Origin of the sequence: Endozoicomonas acroporae (assembly GCF_002864045.1) — a bacterium.
GTDB lineage: Bacteria > Pseudomonadota > Gammaproteobacteria > Pseudomonadales > Endozoicomonadaceae > Endozoicomonas > Endozoicomonas acroporae.
In genome coordinates this window covers 1-16,715 of the sequence record NZ_PJPV01000044.1, presented here as the reverse complement: position 1 = coordinate 16,715, position 16,715 = coordinate 1, and the positions used below count along the sequence as shown (strand labels likewise).

The window sequence follows — 16,715 nt, the reverse complement described above, 5'->3', positions numbered from 1 at the left end:
AAACACTGACTCATCTTATAACTCCCTGCAGATTAAACGCTTTCAGCAATGGGCTGACGATTAACAGAAGCATCATCTTTTTTATCCGACGGATGATCTTTCAACGTCAGATGAGGACGTTTCATGGGCATCAACCCTTCCGGACGCCACATCATCATCAACACCATCATCAAGCCAAACATCAGCATCCGGTACTCCTGAAACTCCCGGGCAAACTCGGGCAGTACGGTCATAATAACGGCAGCAAGAATAACGCCCATCTGTGACCCCATGCCTCCCAGAACCACGATCGCAAGGATGATCGCTGACTCAATAAAGGTAAAAGACTCCGGACTGATAAAACCCTGCCGGGCAGCAAAGAAAGTACCGGCAAATCCGGCAAACGCCGCACCGATGGTAAAGGCCGACAGTTTGATGGCTGTTGGATTCAAACCCAGTGAGCGACAGGCAATATCGTCTTCCCGAAGCGCCTCCCAGGCCCGGCCAATGGGCATTCTCAACAGGCGGTTAATAATGTAGAGCGTTAACAGCACCAGAAGCAGCGCCAGGATATAAAGGAAAATCACTTTATAGCCGCTGCTGTAGTCAATCCCGAAGAACTCGTGAAATGGCACATTGCCGTCTTCTTTGGCTCGCCGGGAAAATTCCAGACCAAACAACGTTGGTTTTGGAATCTGGCTGATCCCGTTCGGCCCTCCGGTAATTGAGGTCCAGTTATTCAGCAAAATACGAATAATCTCGCCAAAGCCCAGGGTAACAATGGCCAGGTAGTCTCCACGAAGCCTTAATACCGGAAACCCCAGGATAAAACCAAAGAATGCCGCCATAACCCCGCCGATCAACAGGCAGCTCCAGAAATCAAGACCAAAGTATTGGCTCAACAGCGCATAGCTGTATGCTCCAACGGCATAGAAGCCCACATAACCAAGATCCAGAAGACCTGCCAGACCAACAACCACGTTAAGGCCCAGACCAAGCATGACATAAATAAGCGCCAGTGTTGCCAGGTCCACCGCACCACGGGAAACAAAGAAAGGCCAGACCATCAGCCCGGCCACGGCAAAACTGATCAGCAGCCGCTTCAGGGGCTTATTATCATCCAGTGATGGCAGCTGAACCTGCGGTAGTGGGTTGTGTTTTTTGGCTCCCTGCCAAAAAGCAGAGATGGGGTTGCGGAATAACTGAACCAGGAAAACCAGAACAGCACCGGCAAGAATCAGGTGCCACCGCTCACTGGCCGCCAAGTAAACGACCAACTCTGTATTTTCAGTGGACAGCTGAACCCCAAGCATTAACACAGCAAGCAGCAACAGCGCTCCGCTTGCCATAAAAGCAGGAAACCAGCGCAGTGTGGTAGATGACTGACTATTCATACCTTTTCTACCTCCGGCTTGCCGAGAATTCCTGAAGGTCGGAATAACAGAATCAGTACCAGCAGACTAAAGGCGACGACATCTTTATATTCGCTACTGAAATACCCTGCGGTAAACGCTTCGGTAACACCAAGAATCAGGCCGCCAAGCACAGCTCCCGGAATACTGCCGATGCCACCAAGAACCGCCGCTGTAAACGCTTTCAAACCCGCCAGAAAACCAATATAGGGGTTAATAACGCCGTAGTAGAGACCCAGTAAAACACCGGCCACCGCAGCCAGTGCCGCACCGATAATAAAGGTCAGGGAGATAACCTGGTTGGTATTGATGCCAAGCAGCCGGGTCATGCCCAGGTCTTCTGCACATGCCCGGCATGCACGCCCCATCCTTGATTTGGAAATAAACAGCGTCAGAAGTGTCATGGTGATAAACGTAATAATGAAAATCACCACCTGCATGTACGACAGAGTGACATTAAACTCATCAGCGGGCCCAAACGTCCAGCCACCGGTAATCAGGCTGGGCATTGCGATATCTCTCGAGCCCTGAACGATACGGACATAATTCTGTAGAAAAATCGACATACCGATCGCCGAGATCAGGGCAATCAGTCGATTACTGTTTCTTAACGGTCGATAGGCCACCCGCTCAACGGCAAAGCCGTAAGTACTGGTAATAATAATGCTGATGATAAAAGCGGCGGCCAGCATCAGGGCAATACTGTCAACCCCCATCAAGGCAAGACCGGCCAGCACGGCAAAGGCAACATAGCTGCCGATCATATATATCTCGCCGTGGGCAAAGTTGATCATTCCAATGATGCCATAGACCATGGTATACCCGATTGCTATCAGAGCGTACGTACTACCTATCGTAATCCCGTTAAGTAGTTGTTGTATAAAGTAAAATCCAGCTTCCCCCATGAAATACACCTCTTTATTATTCTTTTCATGTCTAACTATTTATTAGTATTAAGTACTGTTTTCATACACCGTTGCCAATATATTGCCAACGCTATGCTATGATTGACAACGTCGTTGGCATTCGTTGGCATTTTTATTTTCCAGATCCCCTATAAGCCATAAGAATAAAGGGATGTAGCGAATATGATCACTGCCAATGCCAACGATATGCACTACAGCATCCAATGCCAAGGATTTGTGGCAACTATACACAGATAATTAATCAGCGAGTAGTACTATAGTGGGGCTTTATGGCTATTGATATCTCAAAAGAACGACAAGACAAAACGATCATCTATATCGCTTCTGTACGGTTAAGAAAAAAACATCCATCCTTTAGTCGGTTTGAACGCAGACGATTTACCGAGAAAGTCCGGGCTACTGAATGGGCCTCAAAACGTGAGCGAGAGTTTCTTAATGAGTTTGAAAATATACTGCTAGGCAACCCAATGCCGGAACCGGTTGAAGATGTCACTTTGGAGGAATACATTAATCGTTTGATTAAGTATGTTAATAGAAAGGGCATTACCGATTTTAAAAAAAATGACTGGTCATGTATTAAAAAGTGGCGGAAGTTTCCCATTGCGAAAATACATTCAAGCAACCTGACGTCACAGCACTTTATTAAACACTTTGAAACACGCATCACGGTTGATGGTGTAACACCTGCAACCAATCATCGGGATCTTGCCGCATTGACAAATGCACTGGCATGGAAAGACAGAATTGAATGCCCATTTAATAGCGAGATGCTTACCGATGAATTCAGAAAATCTATCTTTAAGCAAAAACTGACTGGCAAATCACGCCATCGTGACTACAGACCAAGTGAGAACGAATTTACTTTAATCTATAAGTATTGCTTAAAACGTGACCACCACCCATTATCGGAAATCAAATACCGCCACTTAATGTTGTTTGCCGTTTACAGCACATTCAGACTTGACGAAATATGCAACCTGACCTGGTCAAATTTCAACCATGATACGGGTCGAATTATCGTTGAAGATCGAAAGGATCCAAACTCAAAAATGGGAAACACGCATAACATCAAACTTCCTGATGAATGTATTGAGATCATCAATATGCAGAAACGCAATCCGGAGGAAGACAGGATATTCCCATTTAACTCTGCTTCGGTTTCTAATAAATTTTGTGAAATGACGAAAAATTTAGGTGTTCCCGATGTTACCTTTCACTCATTCAGACACGATGGTATTTCACGCTGGTTTGAACAGGGAAAAACGATACCCCAGGTTGCCCACCTTTCTGGTCATGTTAACTGGAACAATTTGAGGAGATACACCCATCTGCATGAAACAGAAGTTGTCGACCTGCTGTCTATCTGCATGAAACTGGAAAAGGAATATAAAGAACAGAGGATTCAGGAACTAATGGATGGGTAGGCGGGGGGAATCCCCCCTCACTGATTTAAGATTTCCCAGTCGTTTCGATGGGCTTGATATTGACGATCCAGGTACTCTGCCAAGTCACTTACTTTAACCAGATAGGGCGACTTCTGACTGCGACTTCCCCTCATGACCGGGATGGGGAGCTGCCCTTTTGCAGCCATGTTTCTGGCTTGCTTTTCTCCCAGGTTAAAAAACTCCTGACAAACCTGTTCAAGTGGCACAAATGCCTTATTGTACTGAGCCAGTAGTGCAAATTCGGTATTCATATTTATCTCCCCTGCCATCAAAAGAACTTCAAAATGTCATAACCCAATACGGGTTGTGCATTACTGGTGGTTAGTCGTTTACTGTTCCGGCTATGGAAGGTGACTTCGGTAGGGTCGTACATCAGTCCGTACTGCCAGCCACGGTCGGTAAGCAGGTACTTGCCTTTTTTTCCCTGCCCGGTCCATTTGATGATCCGGAGTTTTTCCAGCACTTCCACAACGTGCTGACGGCTTCGGCCAATAAACTCACCCAGCTCTACCAGGGAGAAGTAATCGTCCAGTTCGTAGCGATTGCGTTTCCGCTTTTGCTTTCTTGGTACCGGCTGTTCATCGGTTTCTGAACCAAACACCACTGGATCCTTCTGCCGGGCTTCCTGCTCGATAGAACAATGTATTGACGGTGGGTCTTCTGCAGGAGTGGGCTTAAGACGACCCAGTACGGACTGGAACCATTTCACCTGCTTTACCGGTGTTCCGCTGTTGTGGGATTTACCGGTATCAAGGATTTCACAATAGGGTTGCCCATACTCGGTGGGCACCCACTGGTTTTCTAATTTGATTTGCAGGCTGGCGGCTTCCAGCAACTTATTCACTTGTCGTGGATCCTGCGCGGGGGTCATCATCTGGCCGAGCTGGGTAGGCGTGAAGGTCATAGCCTGAACAGGGGCAACCAGCTGTTTTTGCCCCATGGCTTCCAGTGGTGAGAAACCGATCTGGCTTTTCAGCATCCGATCAGCTGATAGCAATTTTTGATTGCCGGTAAAACCCAGGGCTTCTGCCAGGGCAACGGCACTTCGGGTGGAGGCGATGTTTTTCTCAAGCTGGAGATGTGGGTCAACAGGTAATGTTGATTCGTTGAGCTGGATCATGGGAGCAGCTTGACCTGATTCCAGCTTATGCCAGCGCCCAATAACTGCAGCCCGTCGTTTCACGTCATAACCGGTAATCAGGACTTCGCATTCAAACCTTGGCAAGTTGTATTGGGTGTATTCCTGACCATTCTGGGGGTTGATATAGGTGTCCCCAAACTTGGGGAGACTCCATTCCATCTGTTCACACATGACTTTTATGTCACGAATAACATGGTCGTGTCGCTTACCGGTGATCTCGGCAATCTCTCGGCTGGACATGGTTTCGGGCTGGTCATTTTTCATTCTCGCCCTGGCATTGGTCACAACATGGGTAGTGACTTCATCACTGGCTGCTCTGCCCTCCTCTGTCATCGATGAGAAATTGAATGGGTCGTTGTTCTGCTGGGTGCTATCCATGCTTTACGGTCCTTATAGTTTTGTTTTATTCGCCAGGATATGGCCGCTCAATGGAGAGTGCTTCCCTCATTCCCGGGCATATCAATGGCCGGGCACAACGGGTTATAGGATTGGTGCAGATCGTTAGCCTCCTGAAGCAGGTAGGCTGAGATAATCATGCTCTGTGCATGAACCTCGTCGTCATCGACAATGGTGATAGCGGTCAGTGCCTGAATAAGCACTTGTCTCAGGCAATCGTAACAGGGCAATTTTTTGGCTGGGTCGTTGACGACTTCGACGGCCTGCTGTTGCTTCTTGCGCCGTAGTTTGAGCAGTTTCTCTGCCTCGTCGTATTGCCCGGTTCTTTTCAGGTGGGCAATTTCCAAACCAAGGCATAGGTGGTCCAGTGTGAGTTTTGGCATCCTTGCCTCCGGTCAGAATGGGATTGAACTGTCGTATTGGTCGTAATGGTCTTGCTGCTGTGGCGCAGGCTGGCTGCCATTGTGAGTATTGGCATACTGGTTTTGCTGCTGAACTGGCTGCTGATACTGCTGGCCACCAGCCTGACGACCATCCAGCATATTCATCACACCACCAAAACCGTTCACCACAACTTCTGTGGTGTAGCGATTCTGGCCTGTATTTGGATCCTGCCATTTGCGGGTCTGCAGCTTGCCCTCGATATAGAGCTTGCTGCCCTTCTTCACAAATTGCTGGGCGATTTCAGCCAACTTGCCGAAGATGACAATCCGGTGCCATTCGGTTTTTTCCTGCTTCTGGCCCTGCTGGTCCTTCCATTGTTCAGCTGTTGCGAGGCTGAGATTGGCCACAGCCTGACCGCCCTGGGTAAACCGGATGTCGGGGTCCTGCCCGACATTACCGATAAGGATGACTTTGTTGATGCCGTTAGCCATGGTTATGCCTCTTTCAGTTTGAGTTGTGTGGCTGGGGTCAGCAGTCCGCTGCGACGGATCACCACCTGAACACCGTATTCATTGCCGTGGCGGTCATAGCGGAAGCTATCCATAACGGACGTACCGACCATTTTTTCCACTGTTTTAACTGTGCTGGCGAGAATCAGCTCTTTCTGTTCTTCTGGTGCGTAGAGCAGGTCCTGCTGGTCTTCTTTTTTTTCCGGAGCAGGTTTTTCAGGGGCCGGGGCGGACTCATTGGCGGGAAGGTTCTTCCGGCTTTCCTGATTGAGGCGCATTTCAATAATGGCCATCAGGTCCAGTTGGTCTTTGTGGAGCAGCAGATCCAGATCGGGAAACAGGTAGTCCTTGCCAATAGCCAGCTTGTTATAAACCGCCAGATTTTTTTCCAGGGCAGCAGCCTGCCGCTTCAGTTCGATCCGAGCCTCAGCCAGTCGGTCATTAATGGCTGACTGCATTTTCTCGGTTTTCTTTTTACCCTTGATGACCTCCTGAAAGTCTGCTGCCGCAGCGACTTGTGGGACAAAGGCCGGATGCAAGGTCTTGTTGATGGCCTGACGGTCTTCTTCCAGGGCCGTGATTGCTGCCAGAACCATGGAGTCCTTGAGGTGTTTCTTATTGTTGGTGATCTGGTTTTTCAATGAGGTGCGCTTGCTTTTGATTTGCTTTTGCAGGCGGTCAATGGTGTCAAACAGGCTGGCAATGTCCGGTACTTGCGACAGGGCCATTGCTTTTCCGGCTTTCAGTTTGTCCTCGGTGTCGTTTAGAAAAGCCACTGCGGTTTCGGCATCGGCAAAGTCCTGGTCAGAAACCAGCTCTGATTTGATGGCTTTGACGGTGTTGCTGATTTGCTCTTCCAGTGCTGGCAGGTTGGATTGGTTTACCTGACCACTGATGTTGATGGACACCACTGAGCAATGACTGATGAGTTCCCCCTTAAGTACCGGCTTTGGCGCGACCGGTGTGAAACTTTCCAAATCCGCCTGAAATTGCTGCCATCCGGCGATCAGGGCTGCACGACGATGTTCCTGAGATTCGTAATAGACGTGGCGCAGGTTGGCAGCGGAACCATCGGAACAGACAAACAATACCCGTTCGGCACCGCTGACCAGTAACTGTTGTTCCAACTGCCAGTAGTAGGCGGGTTCAATACCCTCGCCCTCAATCTGGGCAACCAGCTTCTCATTCCAGAGCTTGTGCTCGAACACCAGGGTATTGTCAAAGGTGATGCCATCAAAACTGGCCAGCAGGGGCAAACCATCAATCGTGACCGTTCCCGTGGTAGGAAACAGTGGACGGCCGGCGATGGCATCTGCCAATGGTCGTACACTTTCTTCTGCCGCGTGGCCTTCATCAAACTTCTTCTGCTGGAACTCGGTAACTTCCGGCACGCTACCGGTTTTCTTCTGGTGCAGTAACTGGTCACGGGTGGTAAACGGACTGTCGCCCATCATGGCCGGTGCTTCACTGGCAGTGAAATAGTTCTGGCGCAGGGTTAGCCATTCAGGGCTGCCCTGTTCAACGGTATGCTCTTTCATTATTTTTCCTCTGGCACGAAGCTCTGCAGTTGTTTGATTTGCTGGGGGGATAACGGGGCTCTAGTGGCAATTTTTTGCGCTACTTTTTCGACGGTCCATTTACCGCTGGCAATGGCGGACTGGTAATCGGGCAGGAACTTTTGGAAGTCTTCATCCGGGTAATAGTCAACCATGGGCGTACTTTCACCCTCGATAACATCAATGACGTTACCCTCGTTTTTATTAATGGTGGCCACGGTTTCCTGGAACCGCTGGGCACTGCTGGCAGAAGGCCACTGTTTGCTGGCTCGCTTGATAATGGCTTTTTTGGCCATTTCTTCGTACCAGCTATTCCAGACGGTCTGGGTTTTGGCGGCTGCCTTGATCTTGTCAATCTCTGCCCGGCTCATCACATCGGCCAGTACGTCACCGCTGGCGGTTTTGGCGATGCAGTAGACGCCCACCACCTCACCACGGTCGGTGGCAAAAGGATTCATCAGGTGGTTGGGTTCCTTGCAGGGACCGAGATAGTCAAAGCGATCTTTTTCCCGGACGATTTTCGCCCGTACCCATTGAATGGCGCCACTATCAATGGCCACCTTGCATAACCCTTTAAAACTGATGCGAAGCTGGCAGATGCTCTGGCAGGTCTGCTTGTTATATTCCGGCACCAGGTAAGCCAGTCCGTTGGCCGGGTTCAGGGTCAGGCCGCAGGTGGCCACATTAATGATGGCGTTCTGGATGCTTTGCGGACTGCATTTCTGCAGGGACGGATTCTTTTGAAACGCCTCCAAGGCAAACTGGCTCTCTTCCGCCCAATGCACCAGCTTTTCCCGCATGGCGATTTTGACGAAGGTCTTTTGCTGGGCACCAATAATGGTTTCGTTGAGGGATGAGGTATCAGCTTGCATGGCGAAGAGCCTCATCCCGTTGAATGCGATCCTGCAAAGCGGAAATTACGTCCACCAGTTCTCGAATCAGGTTGTTAAGGTCGGTCAGGTGGCTGCTCATTTCGTTTTCCAAACGCCAGGGCGTTATCTCTTTCTCAATAAGCGTCTGCAGTTGTGTTTGCGGAGTGTCTACAAAGATCACCTGGCATAAACGACGGATCAGGTTGTTCATACGGTGCAGGTGGTAGACAAAACCGTTGAATGCCAGCCATTCACTGATGGTTTTCTCAATACAATCCTCAAGGCGGTTTACTTCAGCGTTTTCATTAACCACGGCAATAACCTCGCTTGCTCGCATAGTTGATGATGTCCCAGCCGGAAAGGCGGGAGTTTTCGTCGTTGCAGTCAGATACCAGCTGCTTCACAGCCAGCCAGCGGTAACCCTGCATGGGATGGAATTCTTCGGTGGTGAGAAATTTTACGAACGTGGTGAGGGTCAGCACGCCGAACCCATTCACCCGGAAGGACAAACCGCTTTCAAGTTGGGTCTGGAATCCGGTTTCAATCCGGTCAAGCTCGGACTCCACATAAGTTTCAAAGGCTTCTGAGGTGTCCATGGCAGACAGGTGCCGATTCAGGTCAGTGGTTACTGCGTCCATTTTGGCTCCGTTGTTTTTTTATTAATGGTTAATTTATTTATATATAGGGATAGCAATTCCACAAACATAAATCTTATGATCTATTTATATTAGATTTCAGTTTTCGATTAGTTATTTCTATAAATCTGCTATAACCAGGTATTTCAGGGGGGGCAAAGGGGATGCATAGGGAAAGGGAAGAGATCCGGAGCTGGATTGCCAAGCTACCTGAGGTTTTACAAAAAGGGATTGCAGGCAATACAAAAGTGATAAGTGCTGCTGTACTGGTCAATGCCGTGCCCATGGGCAAGGCACGACCCCGCTTTACCCGGAAGGGCCGCTGTTATACGCCGAAAACGACACAACAGGCCGAGCAACAAGTGCAACAGGCAGGGCGGCAATGGCACCGGGGTGAACCTCTGACAGGATCACTTGGGGTGGAGATTGTGGCGGTCAGTGCGGTGCCAGCAAGCTGGTCACAGAAGAAGCGGGCAGAGGCGTTGGCGGGTGTTATCCGGCCAGCGGTGAAGCCGGATTTTGATAATGTGGCCAAACTCTATTGCGATGCCCTGAATGGCATTGTCTGGCAGGATGACAAACAGATTGTCGATGGCCGCTGCATCAAGTGCTACGGCCAAAAGTCCGGGGTGTTAATCTGGTGCTGGGCGTTATAGCAGTGATTTGCTAAAACCTACCGCCGTTCCACGGTATATCTCAGTGATTGGCCCTTCATGGGTCAGGTGCAGATTGTGGTAGAGGGGATTGATGATCCGCAAGTGATGCAGGTTGTCATTAATACGCTTCCACAACCGCAGGGTGGTAATCCCCTCATGCTCAATCAGTATGATATTGCCCGGTTTCGGTTGGTGATCCACGTCGATCTGCACACGACTCCCCTCCGGGATGTGCATTTTTTCCGCATTCGTGGGGTCAATCATGGTGTCATTATCCAACAACACGACAAAGCTATTCTGACTTTCTGACTCGATGATACGAATGCCGGGGTTTTTCTGAATTATGCGTTCTTTGCTTTCGAGTTCTGCCAGGTATGCCTCTACATCCTCAAAAGTTATTTCTGCCAAATGGCTGGAATCCATGGTTTCTTCACCGGTTTCCAGCCAGCTTAATGAGACCTGAAGGGCTTTGGCCATGGCCATTTTCTGTTCCAGCTTGGGTTCCCTGGCACCGTTCATCCACAGGGAGACACTGGACGTACTCCATCCGGTAATCTCGGCAATACGTACATCCGTCAGCTTTAATTCTTTGGCTCGTTCTCTGGCACGTTCAGACCAATGTTTAGCGTTCACTGTGAAAAGTCCATTATCAGCAGATTGTGTGTCTTTAAAAGTATCACGAATAGATTCTACGAAAAGATAACGCAGACCGGGAAAAGCGGAGTCAACCCTCATAAATTCCACGTTCGTGGATTTTTTATTGCATTAACCATGACGATAGTAAATATTAATACTTCAAAACAATAAAACCATGGAAGGAAACGTCATGATCGACGATTCAATACCAAAACACTGGTATGAGCTACCCTGGCCAATCAAGGGTTATGACCCCCACTTCGAAATGTCCCATGACCTCTACGATGAGCTGGTGAGGACCTACCCCAGCATCAATGTGGAGCAAGAGCTGATCAATGCTTATGCCTATATGAAGGAACGGTTCCCCGGATGCGACGAGGGCCAGTTTACCCGATTTATCACTAACTGGATGGAGAAAAACGAGAAGGTTAAGCGGAAGACTAACCGTTGGTTTGGGAGACAGCCATGAGCAGGTTGACAGCCATGAGCAGGTTGATACCCATAAGCAGGGGGAAGTCATGAAAGCATTCGGCAAGATCGAGAGCCGGTTTTGGGACAGTTTGCGCCATGAGCAGGTCAGCGATCAGGGTAAGTTGCTGGCGGCTTACCTGTTGACCTGCAAACACGGCAATATGCTGGGGATTTTTAGTCTGCCACCGGCGTACATCATGGGAGACCTTGGCTGGGATGCGTCGTTAGTGTCACGAACACTTCACGAACTGGTCACGAACGAGTTCCTAACTACCGCCGAAGACCATGATTACCTCTGCATCAACAAATTTATGGACCACAACAAGACCGATAACGTGGCACAGATGGATGCACGGTTACGTCTGTTTCTGGATCTGCCCCGCACCCTGCCCCGCACTCTGCCCCCTGTTATGGCCATCGTTGAGCAGGAATTGCTGAAAGCCAGTAATTACAAGGCTTCCAAGGATACCCCGGGGCTGATTGAACAGGTTCGTGAATGGTTCGGAAACGGTTCGTCAAAAGTTCGCCTAGAGAATAAGAGAAATAGAGAAATAGAGAACTGTTTAAAAACTAATGGTACATCCGACGATGTACCCGGTCAGTCAGACGTTGCCCCCGCAGCACCAGAGTTCCCCGACCACTTTGAGCAATGGTGGTCACAGTACCCGAAGCGGGAAGGTCGCAAAGGACATAAGCGACAGTCTTACGGTAAGTACAAGACCAGGATCAGGGAAGGTGTCAGCCAGGAAGTCATGCTCGACAACGTAATGCGCTATGCCAGCTACTGCGATCAGACCGGCAAGACAGGCACCGAGTACGTGATGCAGACCCTGACCTACCTGAACGACCCTGACAACATAATCAGCAAGTGGATTGTGAACCATGAAAACCGGCAAGGAACTGCTGAAAAATCCAGCCTCATTGATCAAGTCTACCAAGCGAACAAGCACCTCTACGAACCAGCACACGACACTGGCTATCACCCCGAGAATGATAGCGGACCTGTTTGGAACCATGACGGGCATATTCGGGGCGAAGTGGACACGGGAGCACGGACTGGCGGACAGGACGGGGCAGTGGCTGGAAACCCTGAAGGACTTGCACCCCAACCAGTTGGCGATGGGGACTAACCGGGTTCGGTTAGGGGGTAAGGACTGGCCTCCCACGGCTCCGGAGTTTCGCAAGCTGTGTCAGCCGCTGCCAGAGGAATTGGGATTGCCCACGTTGGCCAAAGCCTGGCATGAAGCCAATGAGTTTGCCGATCAGACCAATCGCCACGAGTGGAGTCACCGAGCGGTGTATCTGGCCGGGTATGCCGCTGGTTGGTATGAGCTGAGGAATGCCGGTACCGCTGATGAGTGTCGGGAGGTGAAGCGCCGGTTTGGAGCGGCCTACCAGAAGCAGGTTAACCGTGTATGTCAGGGTTTACCTCTGGAAGACCAGCTATCCATTGAGTATCAGTTTGATCCGTCCACCCATTCGGATCAGTTGCAGCGGGACACCATGGAGGAACAGGGCATTGACCCTCTGGATGGCGAGGGAGCCAGGGCAAAGCTGCAGGGAATGTATAGATGAATGAGCTAAGGGATGGCGTGATGCTGGCGGTAGTCTGGGTCTCGTTGGTGATGATGGGCTGCTGGATTTTTGTGGAAGCGATCTGATGGGGGCTGAACTGGAACTGGTTCGCAGCTATCAGCCACAGCCGATTTTGCTGCCGGTGTCGGCTAACGATGAAGCGTTCATTCTCAAACTGAAGCCGGGGCAGATGCTCAGTGCTGAGTTTCGCAAAACTCGTAATGGACTGTTCCATCGCAAGTTTATGAAGCTCTGCACTCTGGCTTATCAGGTGTTTGAAGAGTTACCACAGGCACCGGTGAGGATTGCCGGTTCCAATCAGTGGGTCACACCGGCGCCAGATTTCGATGAGTTCCGTTATTGGGCCATGGTCAAGGCTGGATTTTATGACGTGTTTGGTTATCCGGATGGCAAGGTGCGTGTACGGGCCAGAAGTGTTGCTTTCCGGAATATGGATCAGGTGGAGTTTGAGAAGGTGTACTCAGCGGTGCTGGATGTGTTTCTCCACTATGTGCTAAGCCCAAAGCGTGGCTGGAGTCGTGAGCAAGTGGATCAGCTGGTTGAGCAGTTTATCCACTATGACGAATAGGTGACGGATGACCAGGGAAGAAAGGGACTATATGACAGCTGTTGCGCAACTGGGTTGCATTGCCTGTCGGTTAAATGGATTTTCTGGTGTGCCGGCCGAGGTTCACCATCAACGCAGTGGTACCGGAGCAGGAAGGCGGGCCAGTCATTTTGACACGATGCCGTTATGTCCTGGTCATCACCGGTTTTATCCCGATGCCATACACGTTAATGCTCGATTGTTTGTGAAAAGGTATGGCTCGGAAGCAGAGCTGGTCAGACGTACCCGTGATGAGGTGCAGCGTTATCGACAAACCTTTGTGGGTTATACCGGAGTCTGAAGATGCTGTTTTGCCACGGATCGAAGTACACACAAGAACAACCCTTGAATAAGGAGAATGCCATGTACTTTGGTTTGGAGTCGGCGTTGATGCGGATATTTGGCACACCGGAACTGTTGGTGAAAACCGCCAGCTGGCAGCGGGAAATCAACGCGGGTTATCGCAAGACAGCCGTTGCATCAGAGTATCGCAGTACCAGAGATGAAAGACTGGGTGATGATGGTATCCGTAAGGGAGATCTTCGGGAAAGGATGCAGCCGGAACTCTTTGCCATCCTGACGATTCGCTATGACGATAACCAGGCGAATCGTTCCAGTGCATGGTTACGGGTTACCCATCTTTTCAGGGTTGATGAGCGGATTCCCAAAGCCATTCGCAAGAATCCAGTGATGCTTGCTCTCTATCTGATGTGGTTATTGCAGCATCCTGATATGCAGCAGAAGAGAGGCAAGGTAGAGATTACTGGAAAAAGCCGTAAGACACTTTATCGCTGGCGTGTTGCCTGTGAAGCAGTGTGCAACGAATGGATCAGGTTGGCTGAGGATCAGGCAGAGGAATTATTAGAAGAGGCAGGAGCCATTAAATATGAAAACTGAAACGATCGACAAACTGTTTCTGGAGCTGAGCCAGGTCACTACCGCCACCACAGAAAAGGAGCTGTCGTTACAGAAACTGATGAAGCAGGCATTTATGGCTGGTTACGAGGTGGGAAGGTCACCTCTGAAAAATAAGGTGAGTATTGATGATGAGTGGCTGCGGTTTGTGAGATGGCATGAACTGGAGAATATTGCGCTGTCTACAGAGGCTTGACTAAAAATGACCCACAAAGTACGGTAAAAGCTCATGCTGGGAAAGTTCCCGAAAACTTGATTCCCACTGCTTGAATCTTTCAAAGAAACCCGGCCCTCGTTGCCGGGTTTTCTTTTTTTATCCCTCCAAACTGAACCACTATAAAAAAGGGGCTTCATGTTTCACTTTTCCGCTTCGTCCAGGCGACATCTGTCGACTTGTGATGAGCGGCTTCAGCGCGTCTTCAATAAAGTGATTGAGCATTATGACTGCACGATTATTTGTGGCCATCGGAATGAGGCTGCCCAGACGCTGGCGTTTGAAAGTGGTAAGTCGGAATTGCAATGGCCAGACAGTAATCACAACGAGCTGCCCAGTAAGGCGGTGGATGTGATGGCTTATCCCATTAATTGGTTTGATTATCAGAGGTCTGCACACTTTGCCGGGTATGTGTTGGGTGTGGCGGAAGGGATGGGCATTAAACTTCGTTGGGGTGGTGACTGGGACCGGGATGGTGAAATCAAGGATCACCGATTTAAGGATTACCCGCACTTTGAGCTGGTGGACGATGATTAATCTGAATCCAATGGCAGGAATAGCCAAAGCACTGATGGGTGGTCTGGATGGCTTGTTTACCTCTGATGAAGAACGTGCCAAAGCTGAACTTTCATTGAATCACCAGTTGCAGCAGCCTCATATCCTGCAGGCATTGGCCAACATTGAAGAAGCAAAACATACATCGGTATTTGTTTCTGGCTGGCGTCCTGCTCTTGGTTGGCTCTGTGTGTTGATTCTTGCCTGGACCTGGATTGTTCGTGATCTGGTTATCATCGGCTTGATGCTTGTGGATAAATCCGAAGTGGTTCAACAGTTACCCACAGCGGATACCAGTACGGTAATTACTTTACTGCTGTGTTTACTGGGATTAGGTGGTGCCCGAACCATTGAAAAGCTTAAGGGCGTGGCAAGGAGATAGTTATGGGTGATGAAGACCGCTTCAATCGCATTGAGCAGAAGCTGGACGGCATCACCCAGATCCTGCAGACCTTGGCTAAACACGATGAACGGATGGTGAACCTGGCGCTGAGGGAAAAGCGCAGTGAAGAACGGCTGGACACCATTGAGAAAGCCGTGCTCAAAAACTCTACCATCAGCAGTGTGATTCAATGGATCGCCGCCACCACTACCGCAGGCATCATAGCCTTTGCCATCAAACAGTTATTCTGACCATGGCCAACCACAGCAAATACAAGCAGAAAATGTGTGATCAGGTGAAGGAGTTGATGAGCACCGGTTTAAGTCGGAAAGCCACGGCAACAGAAATGGGGATCAGCTATAACACGTTTCTGTCGTACATTGATAAGTATGAAGAATTTGCTGAAGCCGTAGCTCAGGCAGATGTGCTGGCGGAGGTGTTCTGGGAAGAAAAATACATGCAGGGAGCATTAGGGCTTAACAAGGATGTTTCCCCGGCCATGCTGATTATGTATATGAAAAACCGTTACCACTGGCGGGATCGTCATGAGCAAACTGTGGTAGCGGAAAAGATACCGACACTGGACGAATGGCTGGAAGAAAAGGACGGGTAAAGCCAGCCAAAGAACGGCTGCTCACCGAGTTTACGTTCTACGCCAGCAAGTGCCTGAAGATCCGCACCAAGAATGCCAGGGTGATTCCCTTTCAGCTGAACAAGGCTCAGCTCTACCTGGATAGCCGGATCGAGGATCAACGCCAACGCACCGGCAAGGTAAGAATTGTGGTGCTTAAGGGCAGACAACAGGGCTGTTCCACCTATACTGAAGGCCGCTTTTACTGGCTGGTGAGCAACCGCAAGGGATTACGTGCTTATATCCTGACCCATGAAGCAGATGCCACCGCCAATCTGTTTGATATGGTGCAGCGGTATCACGAAAATCAGCCACCGTTTACCCAGAGGGAACTGAAGAATAAAAGCTCCAAACTGTTGGAGTTTTACCATGATTCCGGGTATCGGGTGGGCACCGCTGGCAATAAGGGAGCAGGTCGATCATCTACGGCACAGCTGTTTCATGGATCAGAAGTGGCATTCTGGCCCAATGCGGATGAGCACCTGGCGGGCGTATTACAGGCAGTACCCAATGAAAACAATACTGAGGTCATTCTGGAGAGCACTGCTAACGGCGTCGGTGGTGTGTTTTATGATTATGTTATGGACGCTGATGCTGGGCGCGGTGATTTTGAACTGGTGTTTATACCTTGGTTCTGGCAGGACGAATACCGTGCCGAAGTCCCCGCCGACTTCACGACAGATGCCGACGAAAGATACCTGAAGCTGACTTATGAGCTGGATGATGAACAGCTCCAGTGGCGGCGACAAAAAATCTACGAGCTGAAGTCTGAAGATAAATTTGGCTCCTCGTCCTTTAGTGTGGATTTCCTTATGAAA

Annotated in this window: 25 protein-coding genes; 14 read left to right on the top strand and 11 right to left on the bottom strand. The window is 49.8% G+C overall.

The window, feature by feature from the left end; all coding sequences use genetic code 11:
• Positions 1-32 precede the first annotated feature (32 nt).
• Together CX664_RS06820 and livH are read right to left on the bottom strand one after the other, a co-directional pair.
• Positions 33-1,373: a high-affinity branched-chain amino acid ABC transporter permease LivM gene (locus tag CX664_RS06820; protein ID WP_101746009.1), complete on the bottom strand. Its 1,341-nt coding sequence runs from the start codon at positions 1,371-1,373 to the stop codon at positions 33-35.
• Complete coding sequence (gene livH / locus CX664_RS06815) at positions 1,370-2,296, bottom strand: high-affinity branched-chain amino acid ABC transporter permease LivH (protein WP_101746008.1); 927 nt, start codon at positions 2,294-2,296, stop codon at positions 1,370-1,372. Before livH ends, CX664_RS06820 begins: the two co-directional genes overlap by 4 nt.
• A gap of 290 nt (positions 2,297-2,586) precedes the next feature.
• Between livH and CX664_RS06810 the strand changes: the two genes are divergently transcribed.
• Positions 2,587-3,741, top strand: a complete 1,155-nt coding sequence (locus tag CX664_RS06810) for a tyrosine-type recombinase/integrase (RefSeq protein ID WP_101746007.1) — start codon at positions 2,587-2,589, stop codon at positions 3,739-3,741.
• Positions 3,742-3,758: 17 nt separating this feature from the next.
• Here the strand turns inward: CX664_RS06810 and CX664_RS06805 are convergent, their stop codons facing one another.
• From CX664_RS06805 to CX664_RS06770, 8 genes are read right to left on the bottom strand one after another with little or no spacing between them, the layout of a single operon-like run.
• Positions 3,759-4,013: a pyocin activator PrtN family protein gene (locus CX664_RS06805; RefSeq protein ID WP_219622134.1), complete on the bottom strand. Its 255-nt coding sequence runs from the start codon at positions 4,011-4,013 to the stop codon at positions 3,759-3,761.
• 17 nt (positions 4,014-4,030) lie between these two features.
• On the bottom strand, positions 4,031-5,281 hold the full coding sequence (locus CX664_RS06800; protein ID WP_101746006.1) for a Rha family transcriptional regulator: 1,251 nt from the start codon (positions 5,279-5,281) through the stop codon (positions 4,031-4,033).
• 47 nt (positions 5,282-5,328) lie between these two features.
• Complete coding sequence (locus CX664_RS06795) at positions 5,329-5,682, bottom strand: hypothetical protein (RefSeq protein WP_101746005.1); 354 nt, start codon at positions 5,680-5,682, stop codon at positions 5,329-5,331.
• Positions 5,683-5,694: 12 nt separating this feature from the next.
• The gene (locus tag CX664_RS06790) at positions 5,695-6,174 is read right to left on the bottom strand and encodes a single-stranded DNA-binding protein (protein ID WP_101746004.1); all 480 of its coding nucleotides are present in this window, start codon (positions 6,172-6,174) and stop codon (positions 5,695-5,697) included.
• A 2-nt stretch (positions 6,175-6,176) separates the two neighbouring features.
• Complete coding sequence (locus tag CX664_RS06785; protein WP_101746003.1) at positions 6,177-7,730, bottom strand: YqaJ viral recombinase family protein; 1,554 nt, start codon at positions 7,728-7,730, stop codon at positions 6,177-6,179.
• Positions 7,730-8,620, bottom strand: coding sequence for a recombinase RecT (locus CX664_RS06780; protein WP_180966402.1), 891 nt, complete (start codon positions 8,618-8,620; stop codon positions 7,730-7,732). Before CX664_RS06780 ends, CX664_RS06785 begins: the two co-directional genes overlap by 1 nt.
• Positions 8,610-8,957, bottom strand: a complete 348-nt coding sequence (locus tag CX664_RS06775; protein ID WP_101746001.1) for a hypothetical protein — start codon at positions 8,955-8,957, stop codon at positions 8,610-8,612. Before CX664_RS06775 ends, CX664_RS06780 begins: the two co-directional genes overlap by 11 nt.
• Positions 8,926-9,258, bottom strand: coding sequence for a hypothetical protein (locus tag CX664_RS06770; protein ID WP_101746000.1), 333 nt, complete (start codon positions 9,256-9,258; stop codon positions 8,926-8,928). The genes CX664_RS06775 and CX664_RS06770 overlap by 32 nt, the downstream gene beginning before the upstream one ends.
• Positions 9,259-9,419: 161 nt before the next feature.
• Between CX664_RS06770 and CX664_RS06765 the strand changes: the two genes are divergently transcribed.
• Positions 9,420-9,911: a RusA family crossover junction endodeoxyribonuclease gene (locus CX664_RS06765; protein WP_101745999.1), complete on the top strand. Its 492-nt coding sequence runs from the start codon at positions 9,420-9,422 to the stop codon at positions 9,909-9,911.
• On the opposite strand, the gene CX664_RS06760 is transcribed toward CX664_RS06765, so the two are convergent.
• Positions 9,906-10,544, bottom strand: a complete 639-nt coding sequence (locus CX664_RS06760) for a helix-turn-helix domain-containing protein (protein WP_180966401.1) — start codon at positions 10,542-10,544, stop codon at positions 9,906-9,908. The genes CX664_RS06765 and CX664_RS06760 overlap by 6 nt on opposite strands.
• 193 nt (positions 10,545-10,737) lie before the next feature.
• Here CX664_RS06760 and CX664_RS06755 point away from each other — a divergent pair, with 193 nt between their 5' ends.
• The 12 genes from CX664_RS06755 to CX664_RS06700 form a co-directional block, all read left to right on the top strand.
• A complete protein-coding gene (locus tag CX664_RS06755; protein WP_101745997.1) occupies positions 10,738-11,016 on the top strand; it encodes a hypothetical protein in 279 nt (92 codons plus the stop codon).
• Positions 11,000-12,148, top strand: a complete 1,149-nt coding sequence (locus CX664_RS06750) for a hypothetical protein (RefSeq protein WP_101745996.1) — start codon at positions 11,000-11,002, stop codon at positions 12,146-12,148. Before CX664_RS06755 ends, CX664_RS06750 begins: the two co-directional genes overlap by 17 nt.
• Positions 12,033-12,593 carry a replication protein P gene (locus CX664_RS06745; RefSeq protein WP_145999873.1) on the top strand — a complete coding sequence of 187 codons (561 nt, stop codon included), beginning with the start codon at positions 12,033-12,035 and terminating at the stop codon, positions 12,591-12,593. Before CX664_RS06750 ends, CX664_RS06745 begins: the two co-directional genes overlap by 116 nt.
• An 85-nt stretch (positions 12,594-12,678) precedes the next feature.
• Complete coding sequence (locus CX664_RS06740; protein ID WP_101745994.1) at positions 12,679-13,182, top strand: DUF1367 family protein; 504 nt, start codon at positions 12,679-12,681, stop codon at positions 13,180-13,182.
• Positions 13,183-13,189: 7 nt separating this feature from the next.
• Positions 13,190-13,501, top strand: coding sequence for a Ref family recombination enhancement nuclease (locus CX664_RS06735; RefSeq protein ID WP_101745993.1), 312 nt, complete (start codon positions 13,190-13,192; stop codon positions 13,499-13,501).
• Between the two features lie 62 nt (positions 13,502-13,563).
• Positions 13,564-14,097 carry a hypothetical protein gene (locus tag CX664_RS06730; RefSeq protein ID WP_101745992.1) on the top strand — a complete coding sequence of 178 codons (534 nt, stop codon included), beginning with the start codon at positions 13,564-13,566 and terminating at the stop codon, positions 14,095-14,097.
• Entirely contained in the window at positions 14,087-14,311 is a 225-nt protein-coding gene (locus CX664_RS06725) for a hypothetical protein (RefSeq protein ID WP_101745991.1), read from the top strand. The genes CX664_RS06730 and CX664_RS06725 overlap by 11 nt, the downstream gene beginning before the upstream one ends.
• A 156-nt stretch (positions 14,312-14,467) precedes the next feature.
• Complete coding sequence (locus CX664_RS06720; protein WP_101745990.1) at positions 14,468-14,866, top strand: M15 family metallopeptidase domain-containing protein; 399 nt, start codon at positions 14,468-14,470, stop codon at positions 14,864-14,866.
• Positions 14,859-15,266 carry a 3TM-type holin gene (locus CX664_RS06715; protein WP_180966400.1) on the top strand — a complete coding sequence of 136 codons (408 nt, stop codon included), beginning with the start codon at positions 14,859-14,861 and terminating at the stop codon, positions 15,264-15,266. Before CX664_RS06720 ends, CX664_RS06715 begins: the two co-directional genes overlap by 8 nt.
• A gap of 2 nt (positions 15,267-15,268) precedes the next feature.
• Complete coding sequence (locus CX664_RS06710) at positions 15,269-15,517, top strand: hypothetical protein (protein WP_101745988.1); 249 nt, start codon at positions 15,269-15,271, stop codon at positions 15,515-15,517.
• 2 nt (positions 15,518-15,519) lie between these two features.
• Positions 15,520-15,879, top strand: a complete 360-nt coding sequence (locus CX664_RS06705) for a helix-turn-helix domain containing protein (protein ID WP_101745987.1) — start codon at positions 15,520-15,522, stop codon at positions 15,877-15,879.
• Positions 15,855-16,715 (top strand): terminase large subunit (locus tag CX664_RS06700; protein WP_219622132.1); only part of this gene is annotated, 861 nt, incomplete at its 3' end. The genes CX664_RS06705 and CX664_RS06700, both read left to right, overlap by 25 nt.